The organism is Streptomyces viridosporus T7A (assembly GCF_008704515.1).
Lineage (GTDB): Bacteria > Actinomycetota > Actinomycetes > Streptomycetales > Streptomycetaceae > Streptomyces > Streptomyces viridosporus.
The window spans coordinates 6,191,335-6,206,355 of sequence record NZ_CP023700.1; the positions used below are offsets into that span (position 1 = coordinate 6,191,335).

Sequence of the window (15,021 nt, forward strand, 5' to 3'; positions counted from 1 at the left end):
TGCCGGACCGCCCGGGACCCGTCCGGTCCCGATCACGGCACCCGGTCGCATAGAAATTCTGCCACTCGTATAGAATTCCAGTCGTCCCTGTTCCTGCACCCCTGGAGCGCCCCATGGCGACAGTTCCGACCGCCCTCGCCGGCCGCCACTTCCTCAAGGAGGTGGACTTCACCGAGGAGGAGTTCCGCGGCCTGCTCGAGCTGGCCGCGGAGCTGAAGGCCGCCAAGAAGGCCGGGACCGAGATCCGGTACCTGGGGGGGAAGAACATCGCGCTGATCTTCGAGAAGCCCTCGACGCGCACCCGCTGCGCCTTCGAGGTCGCCGCCGCCGACCAGGGCGCCTCGACGACGTACATCGACCCGAGCGGCTCGCACATCGGGAAGAAGGAGTCCGCCAAGGACACCGCGCGGGTGCTCGGCCGGATGTTCGACGCGATCGAGTTCCGGGGCGACGCCCAGGCCACCGTCGAGACCCTCGCCGAGCACGCCGGGGTGCCCGTCTACAACGGCCTGACCGACGACTGGCACCCCACGCAGATGCTCGCCGACGTGCTCACCATGACCGAGCACAGCGCCAAGCCGCTCGAGGAGATCTCCTTCGCCTACCTCGGCGACGCCCGCTTCAACATGGGCAACTCCTACCTCGTCACCGCGGCCCTGCTGGGCATGGACGTCCGGATCGTCGCCCCGAAGGCCTACTGGCCCGCCGAGGAGGTCGTCGACCGGGCCCGGGAGCTCGCCGCGTCCAGCGGGGCCCGCCTCACGCTCACCGAGGAGGTCGCCGAGGGCGTCGCGGGCGCCGACTTCGTCGCCACGGACGTCTGGGTCTCCATGGGTGAGCCCCAGGAGGTCTGGGACGAGCGGATCGCCGCCCTCGCGCCGTACGCGGTGACCATGGACGTCCTGCGCGCCACCGGAAACCCGGACGTCAGGTTCCTGCACTGCCTGCCCGCCTTCCACGACCTGGGCACGAAGGTCGGCCGCGAGGTGTACGAGACCCACGGCCTGTCGTCGCTGGAGGTGACGGACGAGGTGTTCGAGTCGGCGCACTCGGTGGTCTTCGACGAGGCGGAGAACCGCCTGCACACGATCAAGGCGGTCCTGGTGGCGACCCTGGCCTGAGCCCCGGCCCCGCCGCGGAGGGGTCCGGTCAGGCGGGGCGCCGCTGGCTCGGGATCGCCGACAGCCGGAACCACACCGCCTTGCCGGACGCGGTGGGGCGGTGGCCGCACGACGCGCTCAGGGCGCGGATCAGCAGCAGTCCGCGCCCGTGCTCCTGCCAGGGGTCCGGCGCGCCGAGGTCCGGGCGGGTGAGATCGCCGGGCGGCGCCGGATCGGCGTCGTGCACCTCCACCTGGCAGCCGGTCGGCAGCAGCTCCACCACCAGCTCGATCGGGCCCCTCCCCGAGGTGTGCTCCACGGCGTTGGCCACCAGCTCCGCGGTCAGCAGCTCCGCCGTGTCGCTGTCGGCGGCGTGCTCCCGCTCGGCCAGCGCCGTGCGGACCAGCGCACGGGCCACCGGCACCGCCGCGGTGGTGTGCGGCAGCGCTACGCGCCAGGAAGCGGAGGTTCGGGGGAGTTCGTACACAGCGGATCCGTTCGGGGAGCAGGCTGTCCTGCTTTCAAGCGGCCATGGTACGGCGCGCCCGACGGGGCCCGACGCGGGGGCGTCGAACCGGTGAACCGCGCGGTTTATCGCGTACTCGTGACGACGGTCACCAATAAAAGACAGCTTCTCCGGGTAGGGCTCAGTGAGCAGTGCCGTGCCCGCCCGAGGAGGCCGCCCCCATGAGTCCCTTCACCGGCTCCGCCGCCCGCACCACCCGCTGGGAGCATCTGCGCGTCGACCTCGCCGACGGCGTCGCCACCGTCACCCTCGCCCGCCCCGACCGGCTCAACGCGCTCACCTTCGGCGCCTACGCCGACCTGCGCGACCTGCTCGCCGAGCTGTCCCGGGAACGGGCCGTGCGGGCCCTGGTGCTGGCCGGCGAGGGACGCGGCTTCTGCTCCGGCGGCGACGTCGAGGAGATCATCGGCGCGACCCTCTCCCTGGACACCGCCCAGCTGCTCGACTTCAACCGGATGACCGGGCAGGTCGTCCGGGCGGTACGGGAGTGCCCGTTCCCGGTGGTCGCCGCGGTGCACGGGGTGGCGGCCGGCGCCGGTGCGGTCCTCGCCCTGGCCGCGGACTTCCGGGTGGCCGACCCCAGCGCCCGCTTCGCCTTCCTCTTCACCCGGGTCGGCCTGTCCGGCGGCGACATGGGCGCCGCCTACCTGCTGCCCCGGGTGGTCGGCCTCGGGCACGCGACCCGGCTGCTCATGCTGGGCGAGCCGGTGCGGGCGCCCGAGGCCGAACGGATCGGCCTGATCAGCGCGCTCGCCGAGGAGGGCGGCGCCGACGAGGCCGCCCGGGCCCTCGCCCGCCGCCTGGCCGACGGTCCGGCGCTGGCGTACGCCCAGACCAAGGCACTGCTCACGGCCGAGCTGGACATGCCGCTGGCCGCCGCCGTCGAACTGGACGCCGCCACCCAGGCCCTGCTGATGAACGGCGAGGACTACGCCGAGTTCCACGCGGCCTTCACCGAGAAGCGCCCCCCGAAGTGGCGGGGGCGGTAGCCGTGAGGGTCGCCGTCATCGGAGGCGGGCCCGGCGGGCTGTACGCCGCCGCGCTGCTCAAGCGCCTCGACCCCGCCCGCGAGATCACCGTCTGGGAGCGCAACGCCCCCGACGACACCTTCGGCTTCGGCGTCGTCCTGTCCGACGAGACGCTCGGCGGCATCGAGCACGCAGACCCGGTGGTCCACGCGGCCCTCCAGCGGGACTTCGTGCGCTGGGACGCCATCGACATCGTGCACCGGGGCGTGCGCCACACCTCCGGCGGACACGGCTTCGCCGCCCTCGGCCGGCGCCGGCTGCTGCGGATCCTGCACGAGCGCTGCCGCTCCCTCGGGGTGGAGCTGCGCTTCCGGGCCGAGGCGCCCGACGCGGAGCGGCTGGCGCGGACGCACGACCTGGTGATCGCCGCCGACGGGGTGCACAGCACCACCCGCGCGGCCTTCGCGGACGTGTTCCGGCCCCGGATCACCGGGCACCGCTGCCGCTACGTCTGGCTGGCCGCCGACTTCGCCTTCGACGCCTTCCGCTTCGAGATCGCCGAGACCGAGCACGGCGTGATGCAGCTGCACGGCTACCCCTACGCCCGCCCGTCGTCCGGCCCCCGCCCCTCGACGAGGACTTCCGGACCGCAGGACCAGGGCGCCTCCACCGTGATCGTCGAGATGCGCGAGGAGGTCTGGCGCGCCGCCGGGCTCGACGCGGCGGACGAGGGCGAGACGGTCGAACGCTGCGCCAAGATCTTCGCCGAGGCGCTCGGCGGACGCCCGCTGAGGTCCAACAACTCCGCCTGGACCACCTTCCGCACGGTCGTCAACGCCCGCTGGTCGCACGGCAACGTCGTCCTCCTCGGCGACGCCGCCCACACCGCCCACTTCTCCATCGGCTCCGGCACCAAGCTCGCCGTCGAGGACGCCCTGGCGCTGGCCGCGGCCCTGCGCGAGCAGCCCTCGGTACGGGAGGCGCTGACCGCGTACGAGGCGGAACGGCGGCCCGTCGTCGAGTCCACCCAGCGCGCGGCCCGGGCCAGCCTGGAGTGGTTCGAGAACCTGGACCTGTACCTCGGCCAGCCGCCCCGCCGGTTCGCCTTCAACCTGCTCACCCGCAGCCGCCGCGTCACCCACGGCAACCTGCGGCTGCGCGACGCGCGCTTCGTCGGGGCCGTGGAGCGCGAGTTCGGCTGCCCGCCCGGCACGCCCCCGATGTTCACCCCCTTCCGGCTGCGCGGCCTGACGCTGCGCAACCGGGTCGTCGTCTCCCCCATGGACATGTACTCCGCGGCGGACGGCGTCCCCGGCGACTTCCACCTGGTCCACCTGGGCGCCCGGGCCCTGGGCGGGGCGGGACTGGTGATGACCGAGATGGTCTGCGTCAGCCCGGAGGGACGCATCACCCCCGGCTGCGCCGGCCTCTGGACCGGCCGCCAGGCCGAGGCGTGGCGGCGGATCACCGACTTCGTGCACACGCGGGCCCCCGGCACCGCGATCGGCGTGCAGCTCGGCCACAGCGGGCGCAAGGGCTCGACCAAGCTCATGTGGGAGGGCATGGACGAACCGCTCGACGACGGCAACTGGCCCCTCGTCGCCGCCTCCCCCCTCCCGTACAAGCCCGGCAGCCAGATCCCCCGCGAGCTGTCCCGCGCCCAACTCACCGACCTGAGGGAACAGTTCGTCTCCGCCGCCGTGCGGGCCGCGCGCGCCGGCTTCGACCTGCTCGAACTGCACTGCGCCCACGGCTACCTGCTCTCCGGCTTCCTCTCCCCGCTGACCAACCACCGCACGGACGCCTACGGCGGCTCACCGGAGAAGCGGCTCCGCTTCCCGCTGGAGGTCTTCGACGCGGTGCGCGCGGTGTGGCCCGAGGAACGGCCCATGACCGTCCGCCTCTCCGCCACCGACTGGGCCGACGGCGGCACCACGGCCGAGGACGCGGTGCACCTCGCCCGCGCCTTCGCCGCGCACGGCGCCGACGCGATCGACGTCTCGACCGGGCAGGTCGTGGCCGACGAGCAGCCGGAGTTCGGGCGCTCGTACCAGACCCCGTTCGCCGACCGCATCCGCCACCGGGCGGGTGTCCCGGTGATCGCGGTCGGCGCCATCTCCTCCTGGGACGACGTCAACTCCCTGATCCTGGCCGGGCGCGCGGACCTGTGCGCGCTGGCCCGCCCCCACCTGTACGACCCGCACTGGACGCTCCACGCGGCGGCCGAGCAGGGCTACACCGGGCCCGGTGCCGACTGGCCCGCCCCGTACCGGGCCGGGAGCCGGCCCCCGCGGACCGGCCGCACGGACGCGCCCAGGCCCCGGCTGTCGCTCGGGAGCTGACGGCCTCGCCCCCGCCGCCGGTCACAGTCCCGCGAACACGGCCCCCGCGTCCCGCAGACGGTCGTGCAGGCCCCGGAACACGGCGGCCGAGCGGGTGCCGGGCCAGTCGGCGGGGAGCAGGGCGGCGGGCAGGCCGGGGTCGGCGTAGGGGAGGTGGCGCCAGGAGTCCAGGGCGAGGAGGTAGTCCCGGTAGGCCTCCTCGGGCGGGGTGTCCGCACGCCGCTCCCAGGCGCGCAGCACCCGCGCGTGGCGGTCCAGGAACGCCTCGTGCTGCTCGGCGATCCGGTCCAGGTCCCACCAGCGGGCGACCGCCTCGGCGGTGGGCGCGAAGCCGAGGTGCTCGCCGCGGAAGAAGTCGACGTAGGTGTCGAGGCGCAGGCGCTCCAGGGTGTGCCGCGTCTCCTCGTACAGCCGCGCGGGGGCGAGCCAGACGCCGGGCGCCGCCGTTCCGAAGCCGAGGCCGGACAGCCGGGAGCGCAGGACGTGCCGCTTCTGGCGCTCGGACTCCGGCACGGAGAACACGGCGAGCACCCAGCCCTCGTCCCCGGGCGGTGCGTCGGCGTAGATGCGCCGGTCGCCGTCGTCCAGCAACTGGCGGGCGTCCGGGGAGAGTTCGTACCCGGCCGCGCCCTGCGCGGTGCGGGCCGGGACGAGCAGCCCGCGCCGCTTGAGCCGGGACACCGAGGAACGGACGGAGGGGGCGTCCACGCCGACCGCGGCCAGCAGCCGGATCAGCTCGGCGACGGGCACCGGTCCCGGCGCGAAGCGGCCGTACGCGCCGTAGAGCGTGACGATGAGGGACCTCGGGGCGTGCTGGTCTTGCTGGTCGGACACGTTGATCATCTTAGGTGGTGCCGCTCGGTTCCGTTCTCCGGCATCACGCCTGGTCATCTCCGGTGCCGGCCGGGGTGCGCAGCCGGAACCGCTGGAGCTTGCCGGTGGCCGTGCGCGGCAGCGCGGCCAGGAACACGATCTCGCGGGGGCACTTGTACGGCGCGAGTTCGGACTTCACGAAGGCGCGCAGGCGCTCGGCGTCCCGCCGCGCGCCCTCCCTGAGGACCGCGTACGCCACCACGACCTGGCCGCGCGCCTCGTCCGGCCGCCCGACCACCGCCGCCTCCACGACGTCCGGGTGGCGCAGCAGGGCCTCCTCCACCTCCGGGCCGGCGATGTTGTACCCGGCCGAGACGATCATGTCGTCGGCGCGGGCGACGTACCGGAAGTAGCCGTCGGGCTCGCGGACGTAGGTGTCACCGGTGATGTTCCAGCCGCCGCGCACGTACTCCCGCTGCCGCGGATCGGCGAGGTAGCGGCAGCCGATCGGCCCGCGCACCGCGAGCAGCCCCGGCTCCCCGTCCGGCACGGGACGGCCCTCGGCGTCCTGCACGCGCGCCTGCCACCCGGGCACCGGGACTCCCGTCGTGCCGGGCCGGATCCGCTCGTCGGCGGCGGAGAGGAAGATGTGCAGCAGTTCGGTGGCGCCGATGCCGTTGATGATGCGCAGCCCGGTGCGCTCGTGCCAGGCCCGCCAGGTGGCGGCCGGCAGGTTCTCGCCCGCCGAGACGCAGCGGCGCAGCGAGGCGATGTCGTGCCCGTCCAGCTCGCCGAGCATGGCGCGGTAGGCCGTGGGCGCGGTGAACAGCACCGAGACCCGGTGCTCGGCGATCGCGGCCAGCAACTGCCGGGGACGGGCCTGTTCGAGCAGCAGCGCGCTCGCCCCGGCCCGCAACGGGAACACCACGAGCCCGCCGAGGCCGAAGGTGAAGCCGAGCGGGGGGCTGCCGGCGAACACGTCGTCGGCGGTCGGCCGCAGGACGTGCCGGGAGAAGGTGTCCGCGATCGCGAGCACGTCCCGGTGGTAGTGCATGCAGCCCTTGGGCCGCCCGGTGGTGCCGGAGGTGAAGGCGATCAGCGCGATGTCGTCGGACGCCGTGTCCACGGCCGCGTAGGGCGTGCCGGGCGCCGGGCGGTTCAGCAGGTCCTCGGGGGAGTCGCCGCCGTACACGGTGATCGCCAGGCCCGGGACCCCGGCCTCGGCGAGGTCGTCCACGGCCCGGACGTCGCACAGGGCGTGGCGGACCCGGGCGATCTCGCAGACGGTGCTCAGTTCGTGCGGGCGCTGCTGGGCCAGCACGGTGACGGCGATCGCGCCCGCCTTCAGCACCGCCAGCCAGCAGGCCGCCAGCCACGGCGTGGTGGGGCCGCGCAGCAGCACCCGGTTGCCGGGGACCACCCCGAGGTCGCCGGTGAGGACGTGCGCCAGCCGGTCCACCCGGGCGCGCAGTTCGCCGTAGGTCCAGTCGGCGCCGTCGGGGGTGCGGAAGACGGGGCGGTCGCCGGGCGGGCCGTGCAGCAGTTCGGCGGCGCAGTTCAGCCGCTCGGGGTAGGCCAGCTCCGGCAGGTCGAAGCGGAGCTCGGGCCACTGTCCGGGTGGCGGGAGACGGTCGCGGGCGAAGGTGTCGACGTGCGCGGTGGCCCGTGGGTTCATGTCGGTGCGCCCCCTCGGAGTGGTGGGCTCGCACCAGGAGCGTATCGCGTTGGTGACGGCAGTCAACGGTACGCGATAGCCTCGGGAGGGGTCGGCGGCGAGGGAAGGAACCGGCGATGACCGCATTCTCGCTCGAACCGGAACACATCACCTGGTGCGCCGAGCTGCGCGCCCTGGCCGCCGAACGCCTGCGCCCGCTCGCCGAGAAGGGTGCGCCCGGCCGTGTCAACCGCCCGCTCGTCGCCGAGCTCGGCGCCCTCGGCCTGCTGCCCCGGCTGTTCACCTCCGGCGCCCTCGACCTGTGCCTGATGCGGGAGTCCCTGGCCCGCGTCTGCACCGAGGCGGAGACCGCCCTCGCCCTCCAGGGCCTGGGCGCCCACCCGGTGCACGCCCACGGCACCGCCGCCCAGCGCGCCCGCTGGCTCCCCCGGGTGGGTGACGGCAGCGCGGTCGCGGCGTTCGCGCTCAGCGAGCCGGGGGCCGGCTCGGACGCGGCGGCGCTGTCGCTCGCCGCTCACCCGGACGGCCCCGGCCGCTGGCGGCTCACCGGCGAGAAGTGCTGGATCTCCAACGCCCCCGAGGCCGACCTCTACACCGTCTTCGCCCGCACCACCCCCGGCGCGGGCGCCCGCGGCGTCACCGCCTTCCTGGTCCCCGCCGACCGCCCCGGCCTCACCGGCCGCGCCCTCGACATGCTCTCCCCGCACCCCATCGGGAGCCTCGGCCTCGACGCCGTGCCGGTGACCGCCGACGACCTCCTCGGCGAGGTGGACGGCGGCTTCCGCGTCGCCATGGGCACCCTCAACCTGTTCCGCCCCAGCGTCGGCGCCTTCGCGGTCGGCATGGCGCAGGCGGCCCTGGACGCGACCCTGGACCACACCGCCCGGCGGGACGCGTTCGGCGGCAGGCTGAAGGACCTCCAGTCCGTCGCCCACCAGGTCGCCGAGATGGCCCTGCGCACGGAGTCGGCCCGGCTGATGGTGTACGCGGCGGCCACGGCGTACGACGCGGGCGCGCCGGACGTCCCGCGGCGCGCCGCCATGGCGAAGCTGCTCGCCACCGAGACCGCGCAGTACGTCGTCGACCGGGCCGTCCAGCTCCACGGCGCCCGGGCCCTGCAGCGCGGGCACCTGCTCGAACACCTCTACCGCGAGGTCCGCGCGCCCCGGATCTACGAGGGGGCGAGCGAGGTCCAGCGGGGCATCGTCGCCAAGGAGCTGTACAAGAGTCTGGAGGACCGGTGAGCACCGAGCGCGTCAACCCGCCCGACCTCTCCCCGCCGGCCGGCTTCTCGCACGCCGTGGTCGCCACCGGCACCCGGATGGTGTTCCTGGCCGGCCAGACCGCCCTCGACGGCGACGGCAAGGTGGTCGGCGACACCCTGCCCGAGCAGTTCTCGCGGGCCCTGGCCAACCTCCTCACCGCCCTGCGCGCGGCCGGCGGCACCCCCGCCGACCTGGCCCGCGTCACCGTCTACGCCACCGACGTCGCCGCGTACCGCACCCACGCCCGCGAGCTCGGCCGGCGGTGGCGGGAGCTGGCGGGCCGCGACTACCCGGCGATGGCGGTCGTCGAGGTGGTCCGGCTGTGGGACGAACGGGCGCTGGTGGAGCTCGACGGATGCGCGCTGCTGCCCTGAAGGGTGGGGCGCCCTAGCCTGTCACCATGCCGGAGATCACGCTCAGCGCGGGCACCGTCGAGTACGAGGACACGGGGGGCGGGGGCCCGGTCGTCGTCCTGCTGCACGGCCTGGTGCACGACGCCTCGGTCTGGCGGAAGGTGATCGCCGAGCTGCGGACCGACCACCGGCTCCTCGCGCCGACCCTGCCGTACGGCTCGCACCGCAGGCCGATGACCCGGCCGCCCACGCCCGACCTGGTCAACGAGCTGGTCGCGGAGTTCCTGCAACGGCTGGACCTGTGGGACGTCACCCTCGTCGAGAGCGACTGCGGACGCGCCCAGACGGTCGCGGCCCGGCATCCGCGGCGGCTGGCGCGGCTGGTGCTGATCTCCTGCGAGGCCTTCGACAACTACCCGCCGGGCCTGCCCGGCAGGATGATCGCCGCGGCCTGCAGGGTGCCCGGCGGCATCCCGCTCATGGTCCGCGTGCTGGGCCTGAAACCGCTGCGCAGGCTGCCGGTCGGCCTCGGGGCGCTCACCAAGCGCCCCGTGCCGGACGAGATCGTCGACCGCTGGCTGCGTCCCCTGCGCACCGACCCGGCGATCCGGCGGGACTTGCGGCACTACGGGACCCACGTCCGGCGGACCGAACTGCTCGAGGCCGCCCAGGGGCTGCGGTACTTCGACCGGCCCGCGCTGGTCGTCTGGGCGACCGAGGACCGGATGATGCCCCGCGAGCACGGCCGCCTTCTGGCCGAGCTGCTGCCGCGGGGCCGACTGGTGGAGATCAACGACACCCGGACGCTGATCGCCGAGGACCGGCCGGAGCGCCTCGCCTCCCTGCTGCGGTGGTTCGTCGCGGAGGGGTGAGCGGTGTGCGGCCGGGGTCAGGCGGCGACCGCGAGGCGGTCGGCGGGCGCCCGGTGCGGGGCGACCACCCGGCCGTCGGGGAGCAGTTCGCCGGTGTCGTCGAAGACGATCGATCCGTCGCAGAGCAGGCTCCAGCCCTGCTCGGGGTGGGCGGCCACCACGTGCGGGGCGGGGGAGTCGGTCCGTCGGCAGGAAGGCTGGTGGGCACACATGGCGCACCTCCACATCGGTGTGGACGATCCGAAGGGGTCGTACAGGGAGGACCGTGCCCGCGTCGCGAACTCATCGCAACGGCCCGCCGGAAAACGTGACGGATCCCGGACCGTCCCGGGACGGTTCCCCGACGGCCGGTGCGGACTCGCCACCGAAGGAGTGAGGATGACGGCCCCGGACCCGCTCGCCCGGTACTGGTGGACCCCTCAATCCGCTCACTTCGGGAGGTTTCCCCATGTTCGCATCCCCTGTCCTCGGCGTGGCGACCGGTGCCGCGCTGCTGCTGCTCGGCTCCGCCGCGGCGGCACCCCCGGAGGCGTCGGCCGCCCCCTCGGAGACCGTGACGGTGGACTCCGTGGGCCGGATCGCCGGCAACTCCGTCACCCTCTCCGGCACGTACCGCTGCACCGACGCCACCGGGTCGGTCTACATCAGCTCCGCGGTGCACCAGGGCCCGTCCGCGGAGAGCCACTCCATCGGCGGCACCCAGGCGGTGTGCGACGGCCGGGAGCACCGCTGGGAGAACACCGGCAACGTGCCCGACGGCGCGCTGAAGGCCGGCGAGGCCCGGGTGGAGGCCACGATCCTGGAGATGTCCCCCTCGGGCGTCCTCCTGGTGCCGACCTTCCACGCGGTGCAGCACCAGGACGTCACGCTGGTCCAGGACTGACCGGCGCCGGGCCCGGCCGTGCCGGAGTTCCGCCGGGCCCCGGAAGGTCTTCGGCGCCGGCTCCGCCCCGTCCGGGCGCGGACCGCCGGGCGGTGACCGCTGCCCGGCGGCACGGTCGCCGCGCCCCGGACACGCCCTCCCTCACAGCTCGTTCGCCGGCCACTCCAGCAGGCGTGCGCCGATCACCGCCGTCTGGAGCATGTAACGGTGGGACGGGTCCGAGGGGTTGGCGCCGGTGAGCCTGTGGATGCGCTCCAGACGGTAGGTCAGGGCGCGCACGCTCAGGGAGAGGCGGCGGGCCGCCTCCGCGGAGACGCAGCCGGAGTCGAAGTACGCGGTGAGCGTGTCGAGGAGGGGCTCGGCGCCGCCGCGGGCCGTGGTGAGCGGGCCCAGGGTGTTGCGGACCAGGTCGGCCATGGCCTGGCGGTCGCGGGCCAGGACGGGGTAGACGAGCAGATCGGCGGCGCGCAGCACCGGATCGTCCAGCTCCAGCCGCTCGGCGATCTCCAGGATGTTCAGCGCCTCCTCGTAGGAGTGGACGACCCCGCCGGGCCCGGACCGCGGACGGCCGACGGCGACCTGTCCGCCGTCGGTGGCGGCGTGCGCCTGCTTGGCGAAGTGGAGGAGGACGTCCTCCTGGTACCCGGGGGCGATGCACAGCAGCCGCCCGTCCTTGGTGGTGAGCAGGATGCTGCGGTTGCCGAACCGGGAGAAGAGGGAGCGCTCCACCTGCCGGGGCACCGGGTCGCCCTCCTCGTAGGGGACGGCCCCCCGGGCGACGGCCACCGCGTGCTCGTGGGACAGCCGCAGCCCGAAGCGCTCGGCACGCTCGGCGAGCCGCCCCAGGTCGCTGCGGCCGTAGAGCAGGTCGTCGATGAACTCCCGCCGGGCCGCCTCCTCCTGACGCACCGCCAGTCGCTGCGCCCGCTCATAGCCCTCGGCGAAGGCGTCCACCACCTGTTGTACGGCCGCGAGCGCGCCGTCGGCCGATTCGGAACCGCGGGGCCACGCCTCGCGGGCGGCGGACAGGTGCACCCTGACCAGGGCGCGCAGACCGAAGCCCGCCTCCGCGGCCCGTTCGCCCAGGGCCCGCCGGGAGGCGATCTCGTCCCGGGTGAGGCGTCTGCCCGTGGCCGCGACCTCGGTCAGAATGTGGGCATAGCCGTTCAGATACTCCTCCGGGATCTCCCGTTCTGTCACGCCATCCCTCTCGATTTTGACGCTCTCTTAGCGCGTCGTCGGCATGGAGATCCTAGGGAACATTGCCGGGATCCGGCAATGCGCTGATGGATTCCGCTGCGGCAGGATGGTCCGCGGGCAGCACTGCGCAAGGTCTTGGTGCCGGGCACCGGCAGGTATCCGTGCCGGAACCGGAGGGGAGCAGTGCTGCCGCCGAAAAGCCGGCAGTCAGCAGCGGGCGGAACAGGGGGTCGGAATGCGTACGTTCGTGGAAGCCGCCGCGGGCCTGCCCACCCTCCTGTTCACCGCCGCCCTCGTCGTGGTGATCTGCTTCTGGCTGCTGGTGGCCGCCGGTGTCGCCGGCAGCCGCAGTTTCGACTCCGACGCGGATCTCGACGCCCTCGGGATGGGCGGGGTGCCGGTGGCGGTCGCGTTCTCGCTGCTGACGGTCTTCGCCTGGCTCCTCGCCACCGGCACGGGCGTCCTGCTGGCCGCGGCCGTCCCGGAGAGCTCCGCCGGACTGCTGCGCCCCCTCGTCGCGTGCGGCGCACTGCTCGTCTCCTGGCGGCTCACCTGCCTGTTCGTGCGGCCGCTGCACCGCCTCTTCCCGGACGAACCCGGCCCGTCCCGGTCCGCCCGCGCGCTCGGCGAGGACCGGGACGGTGCACCGTACCCGCTCCGCGACGGGGCCGAGCGGTCCCGCCCGCGCGTGCCGCACGACCGCGCCGCCTGAGGCGGAACCCCGCGGCGGGACGTCCTCGTCCCCCTGTGCGACCCCCGGGGCGCCGGCCCCGCCACCCAACCGTTCCTTGCCGTTCCTTCTCGTTTCCTCCCGCTTCCTCCCGCTCCTTTCCGGTCTTTTCCGTCCTTGTCCGTTCCGGCTCGTCACCAACCGCTTCCGACCAGCCATCAGCCCTGAAGGACGTGTCCCATGGATGCCGCCACCGTGGGCATCGCCGTGTTCGTCGGCGTCTGCCTGCTGCTCGTACTCGTCGTGCTGTTCGCCTTCTCCAAGCTGTTCCGCAAGGTGGAACAGGGCAAGGCGCTGATCGTCTCCAAGACGCGGAAGGTCGACGTCTCCTTCACCGGGCAGGTCGTGCTGCCGGTGCTGCACAAGGCCGAGGTGATGGACATCTCGGTGAAGACCATCGAGATCACCCGGGCCGGCAAGGAAGGACTGATCTGCCGGGACAACATCCGCGCGGACATCCGCATCACGTTCTTCGTCAAGGTCAGCAAGACCGTGGAGGACGTCATCAAGGTCGCCCAGGCCGTCGGCACCGCGCGGGCCAGCGACCGGAACACGCTGCAGGAGCTGTTCCACGCCAAGTTCTCCGAGGCGCTGAAGACCGTCGGCAAGCAGATGGACTTCACCGACCTGTACACCAAGCGCGAGGAACTGCGGTACCGGATCATCGAGGTCATCGGCGTCGACCTGAACGGCTACCACCTCGAGGACGCCGCGATCGACTACCTGGAGCAGACGCCGCTGACCCAGCTCGACCCGGGCAACGTCCTGGACGCGCAGGGCATCCGCAAGATCACCGAGCTGACGGCCGTGGAGCACATCCGCACCAACGAGGCCCAGCGCGGCGAGGAGAAGGAGATCACCCGGCAGAACGTCGACGCGCGCGAGGCGATCCTGGAGCTGGAGCGCCGGCAGGCCGACGCCGAGATCAAGCAGCGCCGGGAGATCGAGACCGTGCGGGCCCGCGAGGAGGCCGAGACGGCGCGGGTGGTGGAGGAGGAGCGGCTGCGCGCGCAGAGCGCCTTCCTGCGCACCGAGGAGCAGCTCGGCGTGCAGCGGGAGAACCAGGCCCGTGAGGTCGCCGTCGCCGCCAAGAACCGCGAGCGGGTCATCGCCGTCGAGAGCGAGCGCATCGAGAAGGACCGCCTGCTGGAGGTCATCGCCCGGGACCGGGAGACCGAACTGACCCGGATCGCCGCCGAGAAGGAACTCGAGGTGGAGCGGCGGGAGATCGCCGAGGTCATCCGGGAGCGGGTCGCGGTGGACCGCACGGTCGCCGAGCAGGAGGAGTCGATCCTGAAGCTGCGGGCCGTGGAGGAGGCGGAGCGGCAGCGCCAGGCCGTGGTCATCGCCGCGGAGGCCGAGGCGCAGGAGAAGCTCGTCAAGGACATCAAGGCCGCCGAGGCCGCCGAGCAGGCCGCCGCGCACCGCGCGGCCGAGGAACTCACCCTCGCCGAGGCCCGGTTGAAGACCGCCGACCTGGAGGCGCGGGCCAAGCTGCGGATGGCCGAGGGCGTCCAGGCGGAGGCCGCGGCCGAGGGGCTGGCCGCCGTCCAGGTCCGCGACAAGGAGGCCGACGTCATCGAGAAGGCGGGCCGTGCCGAGGCCGAGGCCGCCGAGGCCCGGATGCGCGCCGAGGCCGAGGGGGCGCGGGCCAAGGCGCTGGCCGAGGCCGAGGCGATCGGCGGAAGGCTCCGTGCGGAGGCGGCCGGCCTCACCGAGAAGGCGGCGGCGATGGCCGCCCTCGACGAGGCGTCCCGCGGCCACGAGGAGTACCGGCTGCGCCTGGAGGCGGAGAAGGACGTCCGGCTCGCCGGACTGGAGGTGCAGCGGCAGGTCGCCGAGGCGCAGGCCACGGTCCTGGCGACCGGGCTGGAGAACGCGGACATCAACATCGTCGGCGGGGAGTCCGTCTTCCTCGACCGGCTGGTGTCCTCGATCGCGCTCGGCAAGAGCGTGGACGGCTTCGTCCAGAACTCCGAGACCGCCCGGGCCCTCGCCGGTCCCTGGCTGGACGGCTCGGCGAGCTTCACCGACGACCTGAGCCGGATCCTGGGCTCCGTCTCCACGGCCGACGTGCAGAACCTCACGGTCTCCGCCCTGCTGATGAAGCTGATGAACACGGGCGCCGACAACAGCGATCGGTTGCAGCAACTGATCGAGAAAGCCGGTGAGTTGGGTCTCGCGGATACTCCGCTGGCCGCGTTGAACGGCCACCCCAGGGCCTGACCACCCCCAGGTCGGGAGCCGCCGCACAGGGGACGGCGGCTCCCGACCGCTCCTTTCCGAGAGGCAGC

14 protein-coding genes are annotated in these 15,021 nt (G+C 73.8%); 9 read left to right on the forward strand and 5 right to left on the reverse strand.

Annotation, left to right across the window (positions count from 1 at the left end; genetic code table 11):
• Window positions 1-113 precede the first annotated feature (113 nt).
• Window positions 114-1,121, forward strand: coding sequence for an ornithine carbamoyltransferase (gene argF / locus CP969_RS28600; RefSeq protein WP_004982207.1), 1,008 nt, complete (start codon window positions 114-116; stop codon window positions 1,119-1,121).
• 28 nt (window positions 1,122-1,149) lie between these two features.
• On the opposite strand, the gene CP969_RS28605 is transcribed toward argF, so the two are convergent.
• A complete protein-coding gene (locus CP969_RS28605) occupies window positions 1,150-1,587 on the reverse strand; it encodes an ATP-binding protein (protein WP_004982205.1) in 438 nt (145 codons plus the stop codon).
• A 200-nt stretch (window positions 1,588-1,787) separates the two neighbouring features.
• On the opposite strand from CP969_RS28605, the gene CP969_RS28610 reads away from it, so the two are divergent.
• Together CP969_RS28610 and CP969_RS28615 are read left to right on the forward strand one after the other, a co-directional pair.
• Window positions 1,788-2,615, forward strand: a complete 828-nt coding sequence (locus tag CP969_RS28610) for an enoyl-CoA hydratase family protein (protein ID WP_004982203.1) — start codon at window positions 1,788-1,790, stop codon at window positions 2,613-2,615.
• Window positions 2,616-2,617: 2 nt separating this feature from the next.
• Window positions 2,618-4,936 (forward strand): bifunctional salicylyl-CoA 5-hydroxylase/oxidoreductase, encoded by a 2,319-nt coding sequence (locus CP969_RS28615; protein ID WP_026084807.1) that lies wholly within the window; start codon window positions 2,618-2,620, stop codon window positions 4,934-4,936.
• 21 nt (window positions 4,937-4,957) lie between these two features.
• Here the strand turns inward: CP969_RS28615 and CP969_RS28620 are convergent, their stop codons facing one another.
• Together CP969_RS28620 and CP969_RS28625 are read right to left on the reverse strand one after the other, a co-directional pair.
• Window positions 4,958-5,779, reverse strand: coding sequence for a PaaX family transcriptional regulator (locus tag CP969_RS28620; protein WP_016824282.1), 822 nt, complete (start codon window positions 5,777-5,779; stop codon window positions 4,958-4,960).
• Between the two features lie 34 nt (window positions 5,780-5,813).
• On the reverse strand, window positions 5,814-7,424 hold the full coding sequence (locus tag CP969_RS28625; RefSeq protein WP_016824281.1) for an AMP-binding protein: 1,611 nt from the start codon (window positions 7,422-7,424) through the stop codon (window positions 5,814-5,816).
• A gap of 116 nt (window positions 7,425-7,540) precedes the next feature.
• Here CP969_RS28625 and CP969_RS28630 point away from each other — a divergent pair, with 116 nt between their 5' ends.
• Genes CP969_RS28630 through CP969_RS28640 form a run of 3 tightly spaced genes read left to right on the forward strand, consistent with a single transcriptional unit; the run spans window position 7,541 to window position 9,914 of the window.
• On the forward strand, window positions 7,541-8,668 hold the full coding sequence (locus CP969_RS28630; protein WP_016824280.1) for an acyl-CoA dehydrogenase family protein: 1,128 nt from the start codon (window positions 7,541-7,543) through the stop codon (window positions 8,666-8,668).
• A complete protein-coding gene (locus CP969_RS28635; protein ID WP_004982192.1) occupies window positions 8,665-9,063 on the forward strand; it encodes a RidA family protein in 399 nt (132 codons plus the stop codon). Before CP969_RS28630 ends, CP969_RS28635 begins: the two co-directional genes overlap by 4 nt.
• A gap of 26 nt (window positions 9,064-9,089) precedes the next feature.
• Window positions 9,090-9,914 (forward strand): alpha/beta fold hydrolase, encoded by an 825-nt coding sequence (locus CP969_RS28640; protein ID WP_004982188.1) that lies wholly within the window; start codon window positions 9,090-9,092, stop codon window positions 9,912-9,914.
• A 17-nt stretch (window positions 9,915-9,931) separates the two neighbouring features.
• On the opposite strand, the gene CP969_RS28645 is transcribed toward CP969_RS28640, so the two are convergent.
• On the reverse strand, window positions 9,932-10,126 hold the full coding sequence (locus CP969_RS28645; protein WP_026084806.1) for a DUF5999 family protein: 195 nt from the start codon (window positions 10,124-10,126) through the stop codon (window positions 9,932-9,934).
• A gap of 236 nt (window positions 10,127-10,362) precedes the next feature.
• Here CP969_RS28645 and CP969_RS28650 point away from each other — a divergent pair, with 236 nt between their 5' ends.
• Window positions 10,363-10,797, forward strand: coding sequence for a DUF6299 family protein (locus tag CP969_RS28650; RefSeq protein WP_004982185.1), 435 nt, complete (start codon window positions 10,363-10,365; stop codon window positions 10,795-10,797).
• Between the two features lie 141 nt (window positions 10,798-10,938).
• On the opposite strand, the gene CP969_RS28655 is transcribed toward CP969_RS28650, so the two are convergent.
• Window positions 10,939-11,997 (reverse strand): PucR family transcriptional regulator, encoded by a 1,059-nt coding sequence (locus CP969_RS28655; RefSeq protein ID WP_004982184.1) that lies wholly within the window; start codon window positions 11,995-11,997, stop codon window positions 10,939-10,941.
• A gap of 235 nt (window positions 11,998-12,232) precedes the next feature.
• Here CP969_RS28655 and CP969_RS28660 point away from each other — a divergent pair, with 235 nt between their 5' ends.
• Both CP969_RS28660 and CP969_RS28665 read left to right on the forward strand, forming a co-directional pair.
• Window positions 12,233-12,709 (forward strand): hypothetical protein, encoded by a 477-nt coding sequence (locus CP969_RS28660; RefSeq protein WP_016824278.1) that lies wholly within the window; start codon window positions 12,233-12,235, stop codon window positions 12,707-12,709.
• Window positions 12,710-12,907: 198 nt separating this feature from the next.
• Window positions 12,908-14,953 (forward strand): SPFH domain-containing protein, encoded by a 2,046-nt coding sequence (locus tag CP969_RS28665; protein ID WP_016824277.1) that lies wholly within the window; start codon window positions 12,908-12,910, stop codon window positions 14,951-14,953.
• Window positions 14,954-15,021: the final 68 nt, after the last annotated feature.

Bases quoted from the DNA above. Each gene is read 5' to 3' on its own strand.
- argF (WP_004982207.1), top strand. From the start codon at position 114: ATGGCGACAGTTCCGACCGCCCTCGCCGGCCGCCACTTCCTCAAGGAG.
- CP969_RS28610 (WP_004982203.1), top strand. From the start codon at position 1,788: ATGAGTCCCTTCACCGGCTCCGCCGCCCGCACCACCCGCTGGGAGCAT.
- CP969_RS28620 (WP_016824282.1), bottom strand. From the start codon at position 5,779: ATGATCAACGTGTCCGACCAGCAAGACCAGCACGCCCCGAGGTCCCTC.
- CP969_RS28625 (WP_016824281.1), bottom strand. From the start codon at position 7,424: ATGAACCCACGGGCCACCGCGCACGTCGACACCTTCGCCCGCGACCGT.
- CP969_RS28630 (WP_016824280.1), top strand. From the start codon at position 7,541: ATGACCGCATTCTCGCTCGAACCGGAACACATCACCTGGTGCGCCGAG.
- CP969_RS28640 (WP_004982188.1), top strand. From the start codon at position 9,090: ATGCCGGAGATCACGCTCAGCGCGGGCACCGTCGAGTACGAGGACACG.
- CP969_RS28645 (WP_026084806.1), bottom strand. From the start codon at position 10,126: ATGTGTGCCCACCAGCCTTCCTGCCGACGGACCGACTCCCCCGCCCCG.
- CP969_RS28650 (WP_004982185.1), top strand. From the start codon at position 10,363: ATGTTCGCATCCCCTGTCCTCGGCGTGGCGACCGGTGCCGCGCTGCTG.
- CP969_RS28660 (WP_016824278.1), top strand. From the start codon at position 12,233: ATGCGTACGTTCGTGGAAGCCGCCGCGGGCCTGCCCACCCTCCTGTTC.
- CP969_RS28665 (WP_016824277.1), top strand. From the start codon at position 12,908: ATGGATGCCGCCACCGTGGGCATCGCCGTGTTCGTCGGCGTCTGCCTG.